This is a genomic window from Halonatronum saccharophilum DSM 13868 (assembly GCF_000517025.1).
Lineage (GTDB): Bacteria > Bacillota > Halanaerobiia > Halobacteroidales > Halobacteroidaceae > Halonatronum > Halonatronum saccharophilum.
Window position 1 is genome coordinate 67795 of the sequence record NZ_KI912091.1, and the last position, 19654, is coordinate 87448.

The window sequence follows — 19654 nt, forward strand, 5'->3', positions numbered from 1 at the left end:
GAAATATTTAAATAGATTAGATTAAATATATTGGGAGTGGTAAAGTTGAGAAGGAGCAAGTCTTTTTTAGTTATTATACTTATAGTAGCAATTGTGTTGTCCTTTCAAATTGGTGGAGAGGCTAGTAATACCCATAGGACATATTATCAGATATTTGTTAGATCATTTTATGATTCTAATGGTGATGGGATAGGTGATTTGAGAGGAGTTACTAAGAATTTAGATTACTTAGAGGAGTTAGGAGTAAAAGGTATCTGGTTGATGCCTATTATGGACTCTGAAAGTTATCATGGCTATGATGTAATAGATTTTTATGAAGTTAATTCTGATTATGGGAGTTTAGAAGACTTTAATGAGTTGAGTAAGGAGGCAAATAAGAGAGGAATAAAAGTAGTCTTAGACCTTATGTTAAATCATAGTAGCTCAGATCATCCTTGGTTTATTGAGGCTAGTTTAGATCATAAGAGCCCATATAGAGATTATTATATCTGGGCCAACGAGGATACAGATACTAATGAACGACGTCCTCATGATGGTGCTAGGTTATGGCATAGGACCTTTGGTGGACTATACTATGGATTCTTTTGGGGTGGAATGCCTGACTTTAATTATGAGAACCCAGCTGTTAGAGAAGAGATGATTGATATAGGCAGGTTTTGGTTAGAGCAGGGTGCTGATGGCTTTAGGCTGGATGCGGCAAAGCATATCTTTCCTGGAGATATTCACGAAAAGAATTTGAAATGGTGGAGAGAGTTTAAAGAAGCTATGGAGGAGGTTGATCCTCAAGTTTATCTAGTTGGTGAGGTTTGGGATGAGCCAGAGGTTGTTGGCCCTTACTTTGAAGCTTTAGAGTCTAACTTTAACTTTATGGTTGGTGAAGAGATAATTAAGGCTTTACAGGATGGTCAAAATCGAGGATTGGGCGAAAGGATAGACCAGACTTATAGGCTTTATGATAATTTGATAGGTGAGGGTAATTATATTGATGCTCCTTTCATTACTAATCATGATCAAGATAGGATGATGAGCCAACTAGATGGTGATATAGACAAGGCAAAGGTCGGGGCTAGTATCTACCTAACTTTAGCAGGAAATCCTTTTATTTATTATGGTGAAGAGATTGGGATGACAGGAACCAAGCCAGATGAGAGAATCCGTGAGCCTTTCCAATGGGTTGAAGGTAAAGGTGAAGGTGAGTCGCAGTGGACTTTTGTCTTAAGTCCAGAGGGTGTATCTGTAGAGAGTCAATTGAATAATCCAACTTCCCTACTCAACCATTATAGAGAGTTGATTGCTTTTAGAAATGATAATCCATTATTATATGATGGTGATTTTGCACCTATAGAGACAGAAGATGAGGTTCTTGCTTATAAGAGGTTTAATGAAGATCAAGAGATCTATATTTATCATAACTTAAGCGATGAGATGAGAAATGTAGATATTGAGCACTCTGTTAATGAAAGCAAAATCTTCAACTACCTTAGAAGAGATAGGCTAGTCTTTGAAGAGGGAGGCTTTATAAGAGTACCACCTTATGGTACAATAATAATTAAGAATTAAAAAGAAAATGGGGAGATAAACAACTTTAAACACTGGGCTTTTTGGCCCGGTGTTATTAATGTTAATATAGATAGTATATAATATTTCTAGAGGTGATGAATAATGAAGAAAAGCAAAGATAACCTATTACATAATAAAGATTTCATCCTCTTGTTTTTGGGAGGGCTTATATCTAGGTTGGGAAATAGTATTCATTATGTAGCCCTAACTTGGTTTGTTTTGGATACTACAGGAAGTGGTGCTGCTACAGGGACCATTCTTCTACTATCCAATCTACCTGGTATCTTTATTAGACCCTTTGGTGGTGTAGTAGCAGATAGAATTAGTCGTAAGTTGTTGATCGTTCTTATGGATGTCTTTAGAGGTATAGTTATTCTCTGGTTAGCTTGGGTGGTTTACAGTGGGGCCGCAACTTTAGTACATTTAGGAGTAGCAACAGTTTTGGTAGCAGTAGGAAGTGCCTTTTTTGATCCTGCAGTTAGTGCTACAGTTCCTAGCTTAGTTGCAGATCATAATTTAGAGAAGGCTAATTCTATAGAACACTTTAGTTTTAGTTTGACTGGGGTTATTGGAGCAGCATTAGGAGGTGTTCTAATTGCTATCTTCGGTGTTGCTGGAGTTTTTTTAATTAATGGTGTCAGCTACTTAGTATCGGCCTTTTCAGAGCTATTCATTAATATTCCAAAGTTGAAAAGAAAGGAAGAAGAGTCCTTTACCTTTATAGAAGATTTTAAATTTGGGATCAAATATTTATTTAATGACAGTGATCTTAGAGTTATAATTTTAGGAAGTATAATAATTAATTTTATAGCTGCAGGGACAATTGCAGTAGGTGTTCCTTATATCTTCACTGAGGTTTTGAAATTTGATAGTAAGCTATTTGGGGTTGGACAATCGATTATGCCAATTGGAGCTGTAGTTGGAGCTCTTCTCTTTAATATCTTACCCAAAGCAAAAAACTTTCATAGCCTAATGGTTAAGACTAATCTAATAATGGCTTCTGCCTTTATTATTATGGGAGTTATGATATTTCCGCAGGTACTAAATTTCTATAATCTAACTTTCATATCTATAGGTATATTAATCTTTTTATTTATATTTGGAATCTCCAATACGATATTACATATACCTCTTCATTCCTTCTTACAAAGGTTGATCCCCAATGAGTTAAGGGGGAGGATATTTGCTTTATTAGGGACTTTTAGTCAGGGTTTGGTTCCTATATCTATGGCATTAGTAGGCTTCTTAATTGATATTATCAACCCTTATGTATTTTTGATTGTAGCAGGTTTTAGCTGGATAATATTGATCTTAGTAGCTAGTAAGAAGTTTGATTTAAGCCATTTAAAGACTGGAGGAGTGGAGGGTAGATGAGAATTAAGAATTAAAAAACCTTCCGTGGGCACCTTTGAAATTAGAATCGCACGGAGAGTTTTTGTTTTTTAAAAACCCTGAAGGGCAGGTCCCTGTGCTGCCCTTTATATATGTCATATCCAGAGTGCAAAGGAGTGTTGAGATGAGATTAGATTCAAGCTTTTATAAGAGGGATGGATTAACATTGGCTAAGGATCTACTGGGAAAGTTATTGGTAAGGGAAGTTGCTGGTGAGAGGATAGTTACTACGATAGTGGAGACAGAGGCTTATCTTGGCCCAAGGGACAAGGCCTGCCATGCTTATGACAACAAGAGGACTAAAAGAACTGAGGTGATGTTTTGGGAGGGTGGACGAGCCTATGTCTATCTTATATATGGGATGTATAACTGTTTTAATGTAGTCGCTTCTAAGGAGGGGATTCCTGAGGCTGTCCTAATTAGAGCAGCAGAGCCTTTGCAGGGATTAGAGACTATTAAGAAGAATAGAAGTATTAAGTCCAAGAAGATTGAAGATTTAACCAATGGTCCAGGCAAACTCTGTCAAGCCTTGCAGATAGATAGGGAGTTAAATGGATATGATATGGTCTCTGGTGATGAGATTTATATCTTAGATAGTGATGAGAAGGTAGAGGTAGTGGCTGATAAGAGGATAAATATAGATTATGCCCAGGAGTATAAGGATAAGGAATGGAGATTTTATATAGAGGGGAATTCTTTTGTTTCGAGGTAGTAATAATATAGTGTCTGTGCCAGTGTGGGTAGAAACTGAAAGATATTAGGCTAAGCTAGATGATAGTAAAGAGTTATAAGTATAGATTTGAAGATTATTTCAAGGAGGAAATTGTTATGAAAGAAAAACTTGCCGATAGATTAGAAGAGATGGAGAATAAAGAGTTAGGAGATTTAATGCGAATTATTGGAAGAGATGATTTAATCTCATTTGCAGGAGGTATCCCTGATCCTGCTGTATTTCCCACAGCTAAATTAAATAGAATAACTAAAGAAGTATTAGATGAAAAGCAAGAAATCTTTTATCAATATAGCAGCACAGAAGGAGATGATTTATTACGAGATTATCTAGTAGAGTTTTTAACTAAGGGTGGCCTTAATCCTAAACGGGAGGAGTTGATAGTTACTTCTGGCTCTCAACAGGCCTTGGATTTAGTGGCAAAATTATTTTTAAATCCTGGTGATAAAATAGTGATTGAAAAACCTGCTTATGTAGGAGCAATTGGGACTTTCAAAAGTTATCAAGCTAAGATAAAAGAAGTTCCTGTAGAAGAAGATGGTCTTAAAGTCCAATTGTTAGAGGAATATCTACAAGGGCTTAAAGAGAAAGGAGAGTCAATTAAGTTTCTTTATTCAGTTCCTGATTATTCCAACCCTTCTGGGGCTCGCTTATCACTAAAGAAGCGAAAAGAGGTCTTGAGATTGGCAGAGGAATATGATTTTTATATTATCGAAGATACTCCTTATAGTGAGTTAAATTATTATGATCAGCGATTAGATTATATTAAGAGTTATGATTCTACAGATAGGGTGATCTTATTAGGCTCATTCTCTAAATTTTTTGTACCTGGGTTTAGAATTGCGTGGATACATAGTAGCAGTGAATTTATTGAGTTAGCAAGTAAGGCTAAACAAAATACTGATTTGGCATCTGCTACTGCGGGTCAGTTAATCCTTTGTCAGGCTGGGAAGGAAGGGTTGTTAGGAGAGCAGATAGAGCGGGTGGCAGAGTTTTATCGACCTAGATTAGAAGCTATGAGTGAAGCCTTAGATAAATACTTTCCTGCAACAGCAGAGTGGTTTAAACCAAAAGGTGGCTTCTTCTTTTGGGTTAAGCTGCCAGAGGGGTTTGATAGTCGTGATCTTTTAAAAGAGGCTTTAGAAGAAAAGGTAGCTTTTGTTACCGGTAGTGCTTTTACTGTGGATTCAACTGAGGGTAGTAAATACATACGACTTTCTTTTTCTAATTCTAAGCCTGAAGATATTGAGAAAGGGATTAAGATCTTGGGCAGGTTAATTAAAGGTTATCAAGATTTAGAGCTTTAAAAGAATAAAAATCAAAGGCTTGGGCACTGATTAGATCTGATAAGAACCGATAAGTTTCTGATTAGAGCATTAAAAATAAGATTAAAAAAGTTCTAAAATCAGATTTAATCTTTGTTAATCTGTGCTAAGTCTTTGGGTTTGGGGTTTTAATATATAAAGATCAAAGGCATAGACGCTGATTAGATCTGACAAGAGCATAGAGAATAAGAAATGAAAGTTGTTGATTGTAAAATAGGCATATGGCGGTTTGAAAATGATAGCTAGACTAAGTTCATCATTTTTGAAGTCAGATCATAAGAATATGAATCCAGAGAAAGCTATGATACTGCTTTTTCTGGATTTTTTTGTTTATAGTATAGTTATTTTACTGGATAAATTGTAGAAAAAAGGCAGATGAAATTGATTATTAGGGTAAAAATTGGTATAATGTTTATTGGTTAGTTTTTACTTTATATAATTTGAGAAGTTAGCTTTTGTTTAATTGTGTAAGTAGGTTTTAGCCGTGTAAATCATTTGTTGGCTTTGGCAATTTATAAAGATAGGTGTGATGAACATCTTGAAGATATTTATATGCTAAATGGGAAATAGTTAAAATTTAAGATATGTAAAAATTATATATAATAGTTGAATAGGTAAGTTTTTTATTAAAAATATAGTAATTTAAATATTTTTTGATAAGATTGTTTAATTTTAATTAAAATAAAGATATTCTATAGAAAGGGGAATTAATTATGGATTCTTTAACTACAGATATATTAAGGCGAATTGTATGGGAATCAATTAAAAAAATAGGAAAAGTAGCTACTAATTACTTGAAAAATGGATTAAGAGAGTGGATATTAGATGAAGAAGATTATAAAAAGATTGCTAAAGAAATAAATAATGCTCCTGATAGTCTTAAGAAAACAGAAAAATTTTTAGATGATTTTCTTGATGATAATGAAACTATTGAATAAATAGTAAAAAAATCTAAAAATGAGAATACAATAAATAATAGTCAAACTAAGGATAGTCAAATCATACAGGGAGGAAATAGTAATAAACAAGAAAAATATAATAATTCGTTAAATGGAGCTAATATTGCTAGAGATAATGAAGTTAAGGGAGATTTAGTTTTTGGTAATAAAAATAAATTTAATGTTTCTACTAAGGGGCAATGATTTATGAGTAATACAAATATAACTAAGGGTAATAAAATAGATGGTGATGTAGTTTATGGTAATAAAATTATAAATGAATTACCAAAAGAAAATGAGGATTTACCGAGCAAACAAAATTATCATAAAGTCGATAGTTATTTAGAAAGAAAGTGGCATAAGATTAATCAAAAAGAATCTGATGAAAAGTTATTTTCAGAAGATAAATATTCGAAAAGATTTAATGATATTAATAAAGATTATAAAATTATACTTCTTGGTGATGGAGGTAGTGGTAAAACAACAGAATTAAAACAAATTGCAGCATGTTTTGCTAGAGAAGAGGCTTCTTTATATCCTTATTATGTAAATCTAGATACTTATGATGATGAAAAGATTATTGATTTATTAGATGATAAATTTTGTGGTTGGCGAAATATACCTAGTGATAGATTGTTAATTATTTTAGATGGATTAGATGAAATAGAAAGTAAAGATAAATTAAAAGTAATCCGTCGTATCTTATCTTTTACTAGATGTGAACAATACAAAAAAGCTAAGGTTATTATTTCGTGTCGTAGGAATTTTTATAATGGGATAAATGAGGAGTCTTCAGGAGAATTAAAAGATTTTTCATGTTATTTAGTGGAAAATTTAACTTCAAATCAAATACAAGAATATCTAAATGATAAACTAGTAAGAAAACAAAAATTTAATGAAGAGATTTATAATAATCAACTTAGTGATTTGTTAAGAACACCATTTTATTTAGTAGCTTTAGTTAATTTATTTGAAGAAAATGGACAATTACCTAAGAATAAAGCTGATATTTTTGAACAATTATTGATTCAAGATATTAAGTTTGATACAAAGCATTTTATAACGAAGAGAGATTTAAATGAAGAGAAGCAAGAAATAATTAGATTTCTTGAAGTTATTGCTATTGCTATGAATTTATTAGGGAGAAATTATATTACTAATAATGAGTTTAAAAAATTAATTAGTGATAAAGCTACACGTGAATTACTTAAACATTCTAAAGTATGGACTAAAAAAGAAAACACAACTATAATATGGCAATTTAAACATAATAATTTTCAAGAGTTTCTATCTGCTCAAATTTTTTCAGAACAAAAATTTGAAACTATAAAAAAATGCATATCATTTGAAACAGATTATGAAAATATAAATCCATCTTGGATAAATACTTTATCTTTTTTAGTCAGTATTCTTGATAGAAATAATCAGTTATTAAAAGAAATATTGAAGTGGGTTGAAGATGTTTCTCCTGAACTTATTGTTCAATTTGAAACAGATAAAGTTAATAGAAAGACTAGGATTAAGATTTTTAAGGATATTTTTAATAATTACAAAAGAAAAATATAGTAATAAATAGTAGCAAGATTGATTACTATAAATTAGCTCAATTTGGCCAATCTAAGGAGATAATTAAATTTTTATTGGATGAAATAGAAAATACACAAACCGATGAAGTTCTAGTAACTAGTTTATTATTATTAAAAAATATGAAAATCTATTATAAGCAAAAAGAAAAAGCTAAAAGAATTTTAATGGATAAAATTATTGATAATGAAATCCAAGAGGGTATTAAAAGTCATTTGATTAATGCATTAACGAGATTAAATATAAATTCTAAAGATATTGTAGAAAAAGTAGTAAATATTTTTAGAACTTCTGATAATCAGTCTATACGTTCTAGCTTATATACTTTTCTTTATAGTAGTAATTATTTAGATAAAAATATTAAGGTTTTTTTAGAAGGAATAGCTAATATTAAAGATAAGCGTAATGATAGTAATAGCTCAATTTTAATTAACGAGGGAATGAATTTAAGAAAGGGCATTGAAAAGGTAGAAACTGTTGAAGGGTTAATTAAAATACTTGATTATTTTATAAATAATCCACGAGATATTGTTGAGACATATATAGAAGATCATCTTAAAAGTATTGCCAAAAACTGTGTTAATGCTTATAGTAATAACTTATCAATTTTCAATAAAATTTTAAATCTATTTGTAACTTTAGTTATAAATTATAGTAATAATGAAGCAAAACAATTAATAGTTTTCTTTGAAGAGACAAGAACTAAGTTTAAAGCCTTTAAAGATGTTTTTGAACAAAGAACTGATGATATAAGTCATTTTAATGCTCTAGCTTTATTAGTAGAAAAAGATTTTTTTGATTATTTTGTAACTAAATATAAAGAAGGAGCTATTGCAAAAAATGAAGTTTGGTTTTTTCAAAATAGTTTAGATGTAGGTTTATATAAAGACTTTAATAATTTTATTAATGAGCAGACTGATGATAGTTTTAAAATTAAATCAGCACGAAACAATGAGAAAAAAAGAGAAGAGAGAATGAAAAAAGATATTAAGTTATTATTTGATAAGGATAAATTCATTGCTGAAATTAGAAAAATATTTGATATTAGTGGAAAAGATGTTCTTAATAGTGATTATATTTGGGGAATATATCATGAGAATTATAAGAATAGTTATATTTTGAAGAATCTGGTTATAGAATCAAGCAAAATAGTAGGGGAAGAAGGTATATCATTAGAAAAAGCTATTAAAAAGATAAATAGTTTAAATTGGGATAGTTATTGTATTAGGCAAGTTTATGATTATTTAAGCAAGGGGACAAGTCTGCCTCTTACTGATGAGCAAGAAGATTATATAAAAAACTGGTGTTATTCTAATATTAATAAAATTAATTTTAAAACTGCATTAAATCAAAATGGAAAGTATAGTTTTAATGAGAATGCAATTTATCTTTGGTTTTTTTTAAGAAAATTTAATCTTCAGTATTCTAAAAATATCTTGCTTGATATGCTTTCATTTGATTGTTATGAAGGAAATGGTTTTTTGGGGATTGAATATCTAGAAGAATACTTAGATAATGAAGATATAAGTGAAAGAGTATTAGATAATTTGAAGAATGGGATTGATGCTGATATTGTTTTAAGAAATCATATTGATTTTTGTGAAAGATATTCAATTAAAGAAGTTATACCCTATGCTATAAATTCAGTTATAGATGATAAAATAGATAATACAACAAGAAAATCTGCTTTGAAAACTATCTGTAAACTATCTGATGATAGTTATGATTTAGAAGAAATGATATTTGAAGTAAAAGATGAGTTTAAGTGGACTATGATTCATGAAGTGCTTAATTTTATAAAAAAATCTGAAATAGAAGATAATTATTACTATGAAGAATTAAAAGATAGTCTTAAAAATCGTTTGAGAGATATTTTTAAAAGTGAAGATGAAGAAATTAAAATAAAGGCTGCACAATATTTAATAAAACTTGGTGATTTAGAAAGTTTGAAATATTATGTTGAATGGGTAGATGAATATGGCGAGATTCCCAAAGATCCAAGGCGTTATGATGATCCCTATTGTTTGTTGTATTTGGAAGATTCAAATGCAGTACCAGAATTAATGAAATTATTGGAGTTATCTTTTAAATATAAATTTATAGATAATAGACCTAATATATTAAATAGTAGAATTGAAGAAACTTTAATTAAGATAGCATTGTTAGTAGAAGAAAATTACAATTTAGTAAAAGAAAGTGTTGGTGAATTTATTAGTAGTTATTCTTCGACTTATGAGAAAGTTACAAATTTACACTATTTTTTAGATAATTTAGAAGAAAAATATCTTTTGAATAAAAGTGAAGAAGCATTAAATATTGAAAGTGTGATTGATAAAATGCAAAAGTGGGGTTTTATTAATTTAGTTTTTAATAATCAAGATAATGTTACTAATATTAATGTTAAAGGAGATAATAATAGAATTGCTGGAAGAGATCACAAAGAAAATGAAACTAATATATATTAGTGATAGATGCGATTGATAAGCAAGGAGTGCTATTTAATGATTTTAATAATACTAACAAATTGAAGGAGGAATTAAAATGATAGAAGGAATTACAGCATCATTGCTGGCAACAGCAGTTTGGGAAGCAGGAAAAAAAGGGGTAGGATTGACAAAGGGGTTTTTAAAAGAAAAATTTGGAGGAAAATTAAATGATGATGACTATATAGAAATATGTGAAGAAATAAATCAGATTCCAAGAAGCGAAAGGAAGAGTAAAAAAGAAATAGAGGAATTGATTAAAAACAATGAGACTATTTTGGATATTATTAATAATAGTCAAGATAACTCTACTAATATTAATGTTAAAGGAGATAACAATAAAATTGCTGGAAGAGATTATATAGAAAAGCAGACTAATATAGAAACTCAAAATAATATTACAAATAATGGTGGGCAACAAACTAATAATTTCATACAAAATCAAAAGGATGACCCAAAAAAGTCTTAACCTCCCTACCAGAGCGAAATATTTATTTCATTGGTAGAGGGGAGGAGTTTGAGCAGATAGAAGAAAATACTCTCTTAGCATTGAGTGGAATAAAGCGAGATTTTGTAGAGAATCAGACTAATATTAAGACTCAGATTAATAATATAGAAAATAAACAAGTCAAAAAGTTTGTAGATGATTTAGAAACTATAATTGATGGTCGAATAGAGTATATAAAAGAAGACGGAAGATGTTTTATAGAAGATGATGAAGATATAATTGAGCTTATTGAAGAGAAGGTGCTTGATATAAAAGATGAAATATGTGATGACAGGAATGTTTTAGAATTAATAGAGCAGAAAATAAAACAAATGAAAGGGTATGAAAAAAATACGGAAGATGGAAAGAAAATGAGAATTAGAACATTACTGAATTTTTTAATAATTTTATCAGCTTGCAATAAAGATTATAATATTGAAAAGGAAAAGAAATTATATAAAATTTTATCTACTTTAGATAAAAAAGAGATTAAATTTATTTTATATAATTTGAATAAGACAGAGCAAAGACATATTAAAAGTGTTGGTGCTAAAATCCTTAAACATTTAAGACGTCATAATTATCATCTTAAAAAAACAGAAAAAATCTTAATTTGTGATACCATTTTTCCAGGATGTAGTAATGATTGCGAAAAACCTAAAGAAATATTTTCCAACATCATCAATGATTTCACATATATTAAAGAGAAACATCCTGATTTTTTTAATAAGGTACAAGGAAATTCAAATTTAATTTGTGGTAATTGCTTATCTCAATTACCTAAATATGAAAGAGCTAAAAAAATATTAAAAGGGATTGATTAATATGGGTAAAGAAATTAGTATAAAAGAGTTAGATAAAACTGAGTTTCCAGAAGAAACAAGGGAGTTACATAATGGTGTTTTTTATACTTCGTTTGCTATTTTTGTACTTGGAATTGCGATGAATAAAGAAGAGTTAAAATATAAACGGGAAAAATTAGAAGATTTTGTTTTAGGGTTCATTCAAAATAATGAAGAGCTTATTGATAATTATTTTGATAATCAAGATGTTATTTGGGATGTGTATATTGTATTATTAGTTGATTTTGATCTTGATTTGGCTTCAAAAATAAAAATAGAAAGTAATCGGCTATATTGCAAAAAGGTTATTTTGAATTATGATGCTGATTTATCTAGAAAAGAAAATCTATCTAAATTAATCTTATTCCAAAATTTGAAACCAGAAATGGTAAATACAATTATTAGTGAAGAAAGGTTTAGGAATAATTTGAGTAAAAAAACGAAAGATGAAAAGTTAATTTCGTTAATAAAAGAAAATAGTTTAGATGAGGCTAATAATTTTAAAATTAACGATATAATTGAAAATTGGTTAGTAGAGGTGGAAAATAAATGTATAAATTAAAAGAGGTTAATATTAAAAATTTCAGAGGCTATAGAGAAGAAAAGATTAAGATACCTAAAGAAGCAGATATTATTTTGCTTACAGGTAATAATGGGTTAGGGAAGACGTCTTTCTTTGATGCAATTGAATGGGGAATCACTGGGCAAATTAAACGATATAAACCTCCTAGCAATGAAAGAAATTCAGAATGTTTTCTTAAAAATAAACATGCTAATGAACAAGGATATGTAAATATTATTTTTGAAGATGAAGAAGGAAGAGAAGTTTATATAAAAAGAACTACTAAAGAGGATAGAGGAAATGATTATAATCCAGGAATACTAGAAATAAATCAGAATTTAAAAGGAGCAATTACAGATATATTGGTTAAGAGTAATAAAGAAAAAGATTTTGAGTTTAATAAATCTTTTAATTTCTCCCATCTTTTAAGTCAGGAATTAATTAGTGATTTTGTGAGAAATCATGAAACTGAACGTTATTCTGTTTTGAGTAATTTAATAGGGTTTAAAAATTATGATGCTTATAGTAAAAAATTAAAGGAATTAAGAAAGGAATGTAATACACAATATAGAGGTTTAGAAAAAGAAAGTGGAGAAAAAGAAAAAGAAGTAATAAAATTAAAGGAGAAAGTTAAAAATTTTACTGATAAAGATGGGAAGGATTTAAAAACAAAGTATTCTAAAATTAGTATGGAGATTTCTTTACATAATTCAATTGATAATAGTATATTTTCACAAGATGTTATTGATATGGATAAAAATGAGGTTTTAGAAATTTTAAGAGAAGAAAAAAATAATTTAGATAAAAAGAATACTTCTTATAAAGAAAAGTTAAACAAGATAATTGATTTACAGGAAGGAAAAAAAGATTATAGCAAATGGTGTAATCAACAAAAGAAGTTAAGAAGAATAAAAGAGGCTTTAGATAAAAAATCTAAAATTAACTTTATAAAGAAAAACTACGAGAGTGATTTGAATGAACAGGAGTTAAAGGTAAAAATTAATAACATAAGTAAAAAAATAGTTGATTTAGAAGAAATAATTGTAATTATTGAAAAAAAAGATATGAATATAATGGAAAAATTAGACTTGTTAGTAGAGAAAGAAGTTGAAATAAAAAAACGATTTAATAATAAAATACTTAACTTTGAAGAATTAAATAAAGAAATTAATGATATAAATAAAGAATTAGATGATATTGAGAATAAGATTGAAGAAATAAGTAATATAGAAAAGAAACTTTTAGTAGGAGCACACAACTATTTTCTAAAAAATAGTTCAGCTGAAAAGTGTCCAGTCTGTTTTAAAAAAATTGAAATTGAAGTGGATGATTTAGTTAGTGATTTAAAAGAACGTCTTGAAAAAGAAGGTGGAAAGTTAATAAAAAATTATTTGGAACAAAAAGAAGATATTGAAGATGATTTAGAGTATAATATAAATGAAAGAGATAAAATAAAAGAAAAAATTGAAGATCAATATTTAAAACTTAAGGATGAAGTTTTTAAAGATTATAAAATTATACTTGATCTAAAAGAAAAACTAAATGAAAAAATGGATAATATAAAAAAGGTTAAGTTTTATCTACAGGAACTTAATTTGGAAGGAACTTCAGATAATATATTTGATAAATTAAAAGAGATAGAAGCTAAGAATAATAAAGTATTGTTAAATGATAACTATAAAAGATATACTATCAATAATAATAGTGAAAATCTAGGACAGTTAACTAATCAATTAGAAAAACTTGATGATAAAATCAATACCTATCAAGTCAAATTACATAATTTAGGAATAGATAACATAAGTGAATTAAAAGACACATTTAAAAAAACTGAGGAAAAGATAAGTAAAGTTGATTATAAGATAGAAAAAATTAATGAGATAATTTCTGAATTAGATAGTATTATTAAGGCTATAGAAGTTTCAAAAGATAACGACAAATTAAAGAAGCTAAAAAAAGAGATTAGTATTATCAAGAAAAAAATAGAGTTTTTAAAGAAAAAGGAAAAAGAATTAAAAAAGATTGAAAAAGAAGTTCCTACAGTAATTAATGAAATGACAGAAGAAATTTTAAGTCCATATAAAAAATTAGCTAATACTATCTATCAAAAGATTAACCCACAACCTATTTATACAAGGATGGATTGGGAGATAGATTCAACAGGACATAATAACGGGACTTTGCGATTAAAGATGTATTCTGATGATGGTAAGGAAGCTAACCCTTCATATATTTATAGTTCTGCTCAGGTTAATGTGATAGTTTTATCGTTATTTTTAAGTTTTGCTCTTCAACAAAACTGGAGTAAGTTAGATGCTATTTTTATGGATGATCCTGTTCAAAATATGGATGATATTAATATCTTTTCTTGGATAGATGTTATAAGAAATATTATTTTTAAGAAAGCTAATTCTAAGCAGATATTTATCTCAACTCATGACAGGAAGTTATCTAATTTTATGAAAACGAAGTTTAGGATGTTGGATGTGTTTGTATTGGATTTTGTAGGTTATGATAAAACGGGGTCAAAGATAAAGAAAGGTATGTTGTAATAATATTAGGAGGGATTTAAATTGAATGATAAAATTAGAGTTTCATTGTTGGCAGAAATTATTTGGAAGGAAGAGAAAAAAGGTTTAGGAATAACAAGAAAATTATTAAAAAATAAATTTGGGAAGCAGTTGCATGATGAGGATTATATAACAATTTCTGATGAGATAAATGAAATACCTAGGAATAAAAAAAAGAGCAAAGAAGAAGTAGAAAAACTTATCAAAAATAACAATGCTATTATGAAGATTATTGATAATAAAAATAATTCCACCAATATTAATGTTGTAGGAAATAATAATAGAATTGCTGGAAGAGATTATATAGAAAGTCAAATGAACATAAAAAGTCGAATGAACATAGGAACTTCTATAAAAAGAGCTACTGTCAAAATAAAAAATGAGAATGATATTAAAATTAGAGAAGAGAAAATCAATAAAGAGTTAACGCCTTTACCAAATAAAAACATTAATTTTATTGGTAGAGAAAAGGAATTAAAAGAAATTGATGAGAAAATAAGTGAAAAAAATAGAATAATATCCTTAACTGGTACAGCAGGTATAGGAAAGACAGCAGTTGCAAATGAATATTTTTATCAAAAATTTGCTGAATACAGTTATATAGGATGGATTAATTGTGAGAATAACTTTAAAGAATCAATCATTAGAGATATTAATGAAGATAACTTAGGAGTTGTTTTTGAGAATGATGAAAATCTTAATTTAAAATTCAAAAAAATTATTAATAAGTTGGCTAGTTTAGAGCAAAAAACTTTGTTAGTGCTTGATGAGATAGATGAAGTTAATGAAGCATTACGAGCATTAATGAAATTAGATATTGATTTGATTTTAATTTCAAGGTCTAAATTAGAAGAATTTATGAATATAACGGAGATAAATATTGGAAGATTAAATAAAGATGAAAGTGTAGAATTATTTTGTGAATATTTTGGAGAGAGTTGTGATAATGAATATGTTATGAAGTTAGTTGAATTAACTGAGGGGTATGCTTTAATGATAAAATTATTGGCTACGAATATAAAAACTTCAAGAAATAATTTAGATGATTTTTATCAGTCATTACTTGAGTTAGGATTTAATTTAGAAAAAGATGATTATAGTAAACGGGAAATATTTGAGTATTTGAAGAGGATATTATATATATTTGATTTAAAAGATAAAGAAAAAGATGTTTTGCTTAATTTATCTATTTTGCCTTCAAAACCAATAAAAATTATTGATTTAAAAGGTTGGTTGGGATTAGAAACAATAGATGTTATTAATGACCTAGTGGAAAAAGGTTGGTTGCAAGAGATTAACAACAAAGAATCTTATGTTATAATTCATAATGTAATTCAAGAAGTTATTCGAGAGGAGCAGGAACTTGAATTTTCTAAAATAGAAGATTTAGTAGATGCTATTACTGAGTTATTATCTCTTACTGCAGGCGAGAATTTTTTAAGCAAAAAAGAATATCTTGATTTGGGAGTATCGATATTAAATCATTGCCAACAAAAGAACATAAAGTTAGCAAATTTAAGTAATATTTTGGGAGTCATTTATCGAAACTTAGGAGAAATAGGATTGGCTTTAAAGTATAATGAGAAAGCAATTGAGATAGCGGAAGAAATATTAGATGAGAAAGATCCTAATTTAGCAACTTGCTATAGTAATATAAGTTTGATTTATCAAGATTTAGGAGAATTAGGATTTGCTTTAGAGTATGCTAAACAGGCAAAGAAGATAAGAGAAGAAGTATTGGATGATGATCATCCTGATTTAGCAACTAGTTATAATAATATAAGTATGATTTATAAAGATTTAGGAGAATTAAAATTAGCTTTAAAATATACTAAGAAAGCAAAAGAGATAAGAAAAGAAGTATTAGATGATGATCATCCTGATTTAGCAACTTCCTATAATAATATAAGCGTAATTTATCAAGATTTAGGAGAATTAAAATTAGCTTTAAAATATGCTAAGAAGGCAAAAGAGGTAAAAGAAGAAGTATTGGATGATGGTCATCCTGATTTAGCAACTCCCTATAATAATATAAGTATGATTTATCAAGATTTAGGAAGATTAGATTTAGCTTTAGAATATTCTAAGGAAGCAATGAAAATATTAGAGGGAGTGTTAGATAAAAAACATCCTAATTTAGCGATTTCTTATAATAACATAAGTACAATCTATAGAGATTTAGGAAGATTAGATTTGGCTTTAGAATATGTTAGAAAAGCGATAGAGATAGAAGAAGTATTAGATGATAAATTAGATGATAAACATCCTAATTTAGCAGATTCTTACAATAATATAAGTACAATCTATAAAGATATGTGGGAGTTAGAAAAAGCATTAGAATATGCTAAAAAATCAGTAAAGATAAGAGAAGAAATACTAAATAAAAATCATCCTAAGTTAGTTAAATCTTATAATGATTTAGCTGATTCTTATAATGATTTAGGGAATATTTATAAAGATAGAGAAGAACTAAAATTAGCTTTAGAATATACGCAAAAAGCATTGAAAATAAAAGAAGAGGTATTGAGTGAGAATCACCCTGAATTAGCTAAATCTTATAGTGATGTAGGGAAAGTTTATAAAGATAGAGAAAAACCAGAATTAGCTTTAGAATATATGCAAAAAGCATTAACTATGAGGAAAGAAGTATTAAATAAAAATCATCCTGATTTATTAGATTCGTATATGGAGACAGGAGAAATATATTATATAAATGCTAATATCAAAAAAGCTGTAAATCACTTAGAAACAGGAGTACTGCTTATATTAAATAGCTCTAACAGTAATAAACAAAAAGTTAATTCATATTTAAAAAAGTATATTGAAATCTTAAATGAGATTAAAGATAAAGATAAAGAAGAGATAGATGAATTTGCAGAAGGTAATTATATTAATACGGTAAAAATTAAAGATTACTTATCAATAAAAGATGTTGAATTAGAAAATTTGAAAGATAATAAAGAGATATACTTTTTAGGTGAGAATGGCGACGGGAAGACAATTTTATTACAGGCTATTTTACTTTCTTTTATGTGTGGAGAAGAAAAAGTGGGATTAATAAATGAATACCTTAAAAATAATTTAGAACCTTTTACATTAGAAGGAAGTGATAGTAATAAATTTAGTTATCGATATTATTATCAAGAGGATCATTTGAAAAGTAGGAAAGAAAATTTACTTAATAAATTATTTCAAGTTAGAACTGAATTATTTTTTAATAATATTTTTAGTTATGGTAGTAATCGAAGCAAAAAACTTAAGAAGTCTAGCAAAAGGGAAATCTTTGAATCTTTATTTACAGATAAATATATATTGAATGATCCAATAGATTGGTTACAAGAAGTTGATTATCATGAGCAGTCTAATAAAGATTTTCCAGTATCGCTTGATGATGTAAAGAAGATGGTGAAAGAAATTTTAAATAATAATGTTGAAATTATTAAAGTTTCTCCTAAAGATGTAGTTTTTAAAGAACGAGGGAATGAAGTTAAGCTACATCAACTATCTAGTGGTTATAAAAACGTTATTATTTGGGTATTAGATTTATTATCTAGAATTTTAAGTAATTCTAAAAAAGTTAAGTCATTAAAAGATTTAACAGGGGTCGTCTTGATTGATGAGATAGAAATACATTTACATCCTAAATGGGAATATAAGATAGTTAGAAATTTAAGGGAATGGTTTCCTAATATTCAATTTATTATTTCAACGCATAGTCCAGTAGTAATCATGGGGGCATCAGAAGATGCAGTGATTTATAGATTATTTAAAGAAGATGGAGAAACAAAATTAAGTCCTAAGATGAATAGAATGAAAAATGAGATGGCCAATACAATTCTAACTTCCCCGTTATTTGATTTAGGTACAGCTAGAGCTTTTGGTTCAAAATTGGAGGAACTTAATACGGCAGATGACTATATTTACTCTAAAATATATAAGCGAGTGAAAAATAGCCTTAATGATGAAAGGATATTTGATGAAGAAGAATTGAATGCGTTTATTGATGAGGAAATTAAAAAGTATGAAAAAAGGAGGGGGGAATAATGAGATTTATTAAAAATAAAGGGACTATCCCTGACTCCTTGAAGTCTGATAAGACTAATGAAATTAGAAAAGAAGTTATTAAGAAGCAATCATATAATAGCAAACACAATAATTATTATAAAAAAGATGATATTAAAGAGAAGTTAAAAGGTGTTTATGAAAATAAGTGTGCATATTGTGAGAAATCATTATTGGATTGGTATCCTAATGTTGAACATTACAGACCAAAAAGTATATATTATTGGCTTATGTTTTCATGGGACAACTTGTTACCTGCTTGTCCACAATGTAATACTAATAAAGGAGATAAATTCAAATTAAATGGAACAAAAGTTGTTTATGAGGAAGAATTATTAGAAGAGATACATAATGATATTGAAAATTATAATGCTAAGGAAAAACCTTTGATGATTAATCCAGAAGTAGATAATGTTGAAAATAAGATAAAGTATGAGAAGACTGGAAAGATCAATTCTTATGATGACAGATGTAAGTATACAATTGATATTTGTAAATTAAATAGAGATGATTTAGTGGAAAGAAGAAAAAAAGTTTATGATGATTTTGAAAGAAGAGTTGTCAAATTAAAAAAAGAGTTCAAAGTTGCCACTAAAGAAGAAATCAAAAAAGATATAGAGGCAAGAATTAAGCAAGAAACTTCAAAATTTATAGAGAATGCTTTTAATGAGGGAGTAGAGTTTTTATTATTTCGAAGATATATAGCTAAAGAATTTTTAAGTGAGATACTTCGTTAATATAGAACAGGAGGAAATTGCAATCGAAAAAATCATAGAATGGCTAAACAATAATAAAGAATGGGTTTTTAGCGGAATTGGTGTTGGAATAATTACAGGTTTATGGACTATGTTTAAAAGAAATAAGAGAAGTGAAGATGATTCTATGAATATCGATGAGAATTCAGGAATAGCTGTAGGAAAAACAGAAGGAGATTTTAATCAGACTAATAATTATGGTTCCGCAACAAATATTAATGGGGATAATAACAAAGTTGTAAAAGGAAATAATATAGAAAATCAGACTAATGTTGAGAATCAAAATAATATTACAAATAATGGTGGGCAACAAACTAATAATTTCATACAAAATCAAAAGGATGACCCAAAAAAGTCTTAACCT

The 19654-nt window shown here is 28.0% G+C and carries 14 protein-coding genes; all 14 read left to right on the forward strand.

All coding sequences use genetic code 11. The features are described 5' to 3' along the window. The first annotated feature begins 45 nt into the window (after positions 1 to 45). The 14 genes from HALSAC_RS0100485 (at position 46) to HALSAC_RS14620 (ending at position 19651) form a co-directional block, all read left to right on the forward strand. Positions 46 to 1560: an alpha-amylase family glycosyl hydrolase gene (locus HALSAC_RS0100485; RefSeq protein ID WP_051412021.1), complete on the forward strand. Its 1515-nt coding sequence runs from the start codon at positions 46 to 48 to the stop codon at positions 1558 to 1560. 102 nt (positions 1561 to 1662) lie between these two features. After that, positions 1663 to 2934 carry an MFS transporter gene (locus HALSAC_RS0100490; RefSeq protein ID WP_027338606.1) on the forward strand — a complete coding sequence of 424 codons (1272 nt, stop codon included), beginning with the start codon at positions 1663 to 1665 and terminating at the stop codon, positions 2932 to 2934. Between the two features lie 142 nt (positions 2935 to 3076). Continuing rightward, entirely contained in the window at positions 3077 to 3664 is a 588-nt protein-coding gene (locus tag HALSAC_RS0100495; protein ID WP_027338607.1) for a DNA-3-methyladenine glycosylase, read from the forward strand. A 116-nt stretch (positions 3665 to 3780) separates the two neighbouring features. Further along, entirely contained in the window at positions 3781 to 4989 is a 1209-nt protein-coding gene (locus HALSAC_RS0100500) for an aminotransferase-like domain-containing protein (RefSeq protein ID WP_027338608.1), read from the forward strand. A 731-nt stretch (positions 4990 to 5720) separates the two neighbouring features. Beyond that, complete coding sequence (locus HALSAC_RS0100510) at positions 5721 to 5945, forward strand: hypothetical protein (RefSeq protein ID WP_027338609.1); 225 nt, start codon at positions 5721 to 5723, stop codon at positions 5943 to 5945. 207 nt (positions 5946 to 6152) lie between these two features. Continuing rightward, positions 6153 to 7511, forward strand: a complete 1359-nt coding sequence (locus HALSAC_RS0100515; RefSeq protein WP_027338610.1) for an NACHT domain-containing protein — start codon at positions 6153 to 6155, stop codon at positions 7509 to 7511. 74 nt (positions 7512 to 7585) lie between these two features. Continuing rightward, entirely contained in the window at positions 7586 to 9994 is a 2409-nt protein-coding gene (locus HALSAC_RS0100520) for a hypothetical protein (RefSeq protein ID WP_027338611.1), read from the forward strand. A gap of 76 nt (positions 9995 to 10070) precedes the next feature. Next, on the forward strand, positions 10071 to 10481 hold the full coding sequence (locus tag HALSAC_RS0100525; RefSeq protein ID WP_027338612.1) for a hypothetical protein: 411 nt from the start codon (positions 10071 to 10073) through the stop codon (positions 10479 to 10481). Positions 10482 to 10561: 80 nt separating this feature from the next. After that, positions 10562 to 11323, forward strand: a complete 762-nt coding sequence (locus tag HALSAC_RS0100530; protein WP_027338613.1) for a hypothetical protein — start codon at positions 10562 to 10564, stop codon at positions 11321 to 11323. A 1-nt stretch (position 11324) separates the two neighbouring features. Further along, the gene (locus HALSAC_RS0100535; protein WP_027338614.1) at positions 11325 to 11903 is read left to right on the forward strand and encodes an ABC-three component system middle component 1; all 579 of its coding nucleotides are present in this window, start codon (positions 11325 to 11327) and stop codon (positions 11901 to 11903) included. After that, positions 11891 to 14455, forward strand: coding sequence for an AAA family ATPase (locus HALSAC_RS0100540; protein WP_027338615.1), 2565 nt, complete (start codon positions 11891 to 11893; stop codon positions 14453 to 14455). The genes HALSAC_RS0100535 and HALSAC_RS0100540 overlap by 13 nt, the downstream gene beginning before the upstream one ends. A gap of 21 nt (positions 14456 to 14476) precedes the next feature. Beyond that, a complete protein-coding gene (locus tag HALSAC_RS16205; protein WP_051412022.1) occupies positions 14477 to 18517 on the forward strand; it encodes a tetratricopeptide repeat protein in 4041 nt (1346 codons plus the stop codon). Then, a complete protein-coding gene (locus HALSAC_RS16210) occupies positions 18517 to 19272 on the forward strand; it encodes a retron system putative HNH endonuclease (RefSeq protein WP_027338616.1) in 756 nt (251 codons plus the stop codon). The genes HALSAC_RS16205 and HALSAC_RS16210 overlap by 1 nt, the downstream gene beginning before the upstream one ends. Then, positions 19256 to 19651 (forward strand): hypothetical protein, encoded by a 396-nt coding sequence (locus HALSAC_RS14620; protein ID WP_035571009.1) that lies wholly within the window; start codon positions 19256 to 19258, stop codon positions 19649 to 19651. Before HALSAC_RS16210 ends, HALSAC_RS14620 begins: the two co-directional genes overlap by 17 nt. The last annotated feature ends 3 nt before the right edge of the window (positions 19652 to 19654 follow it).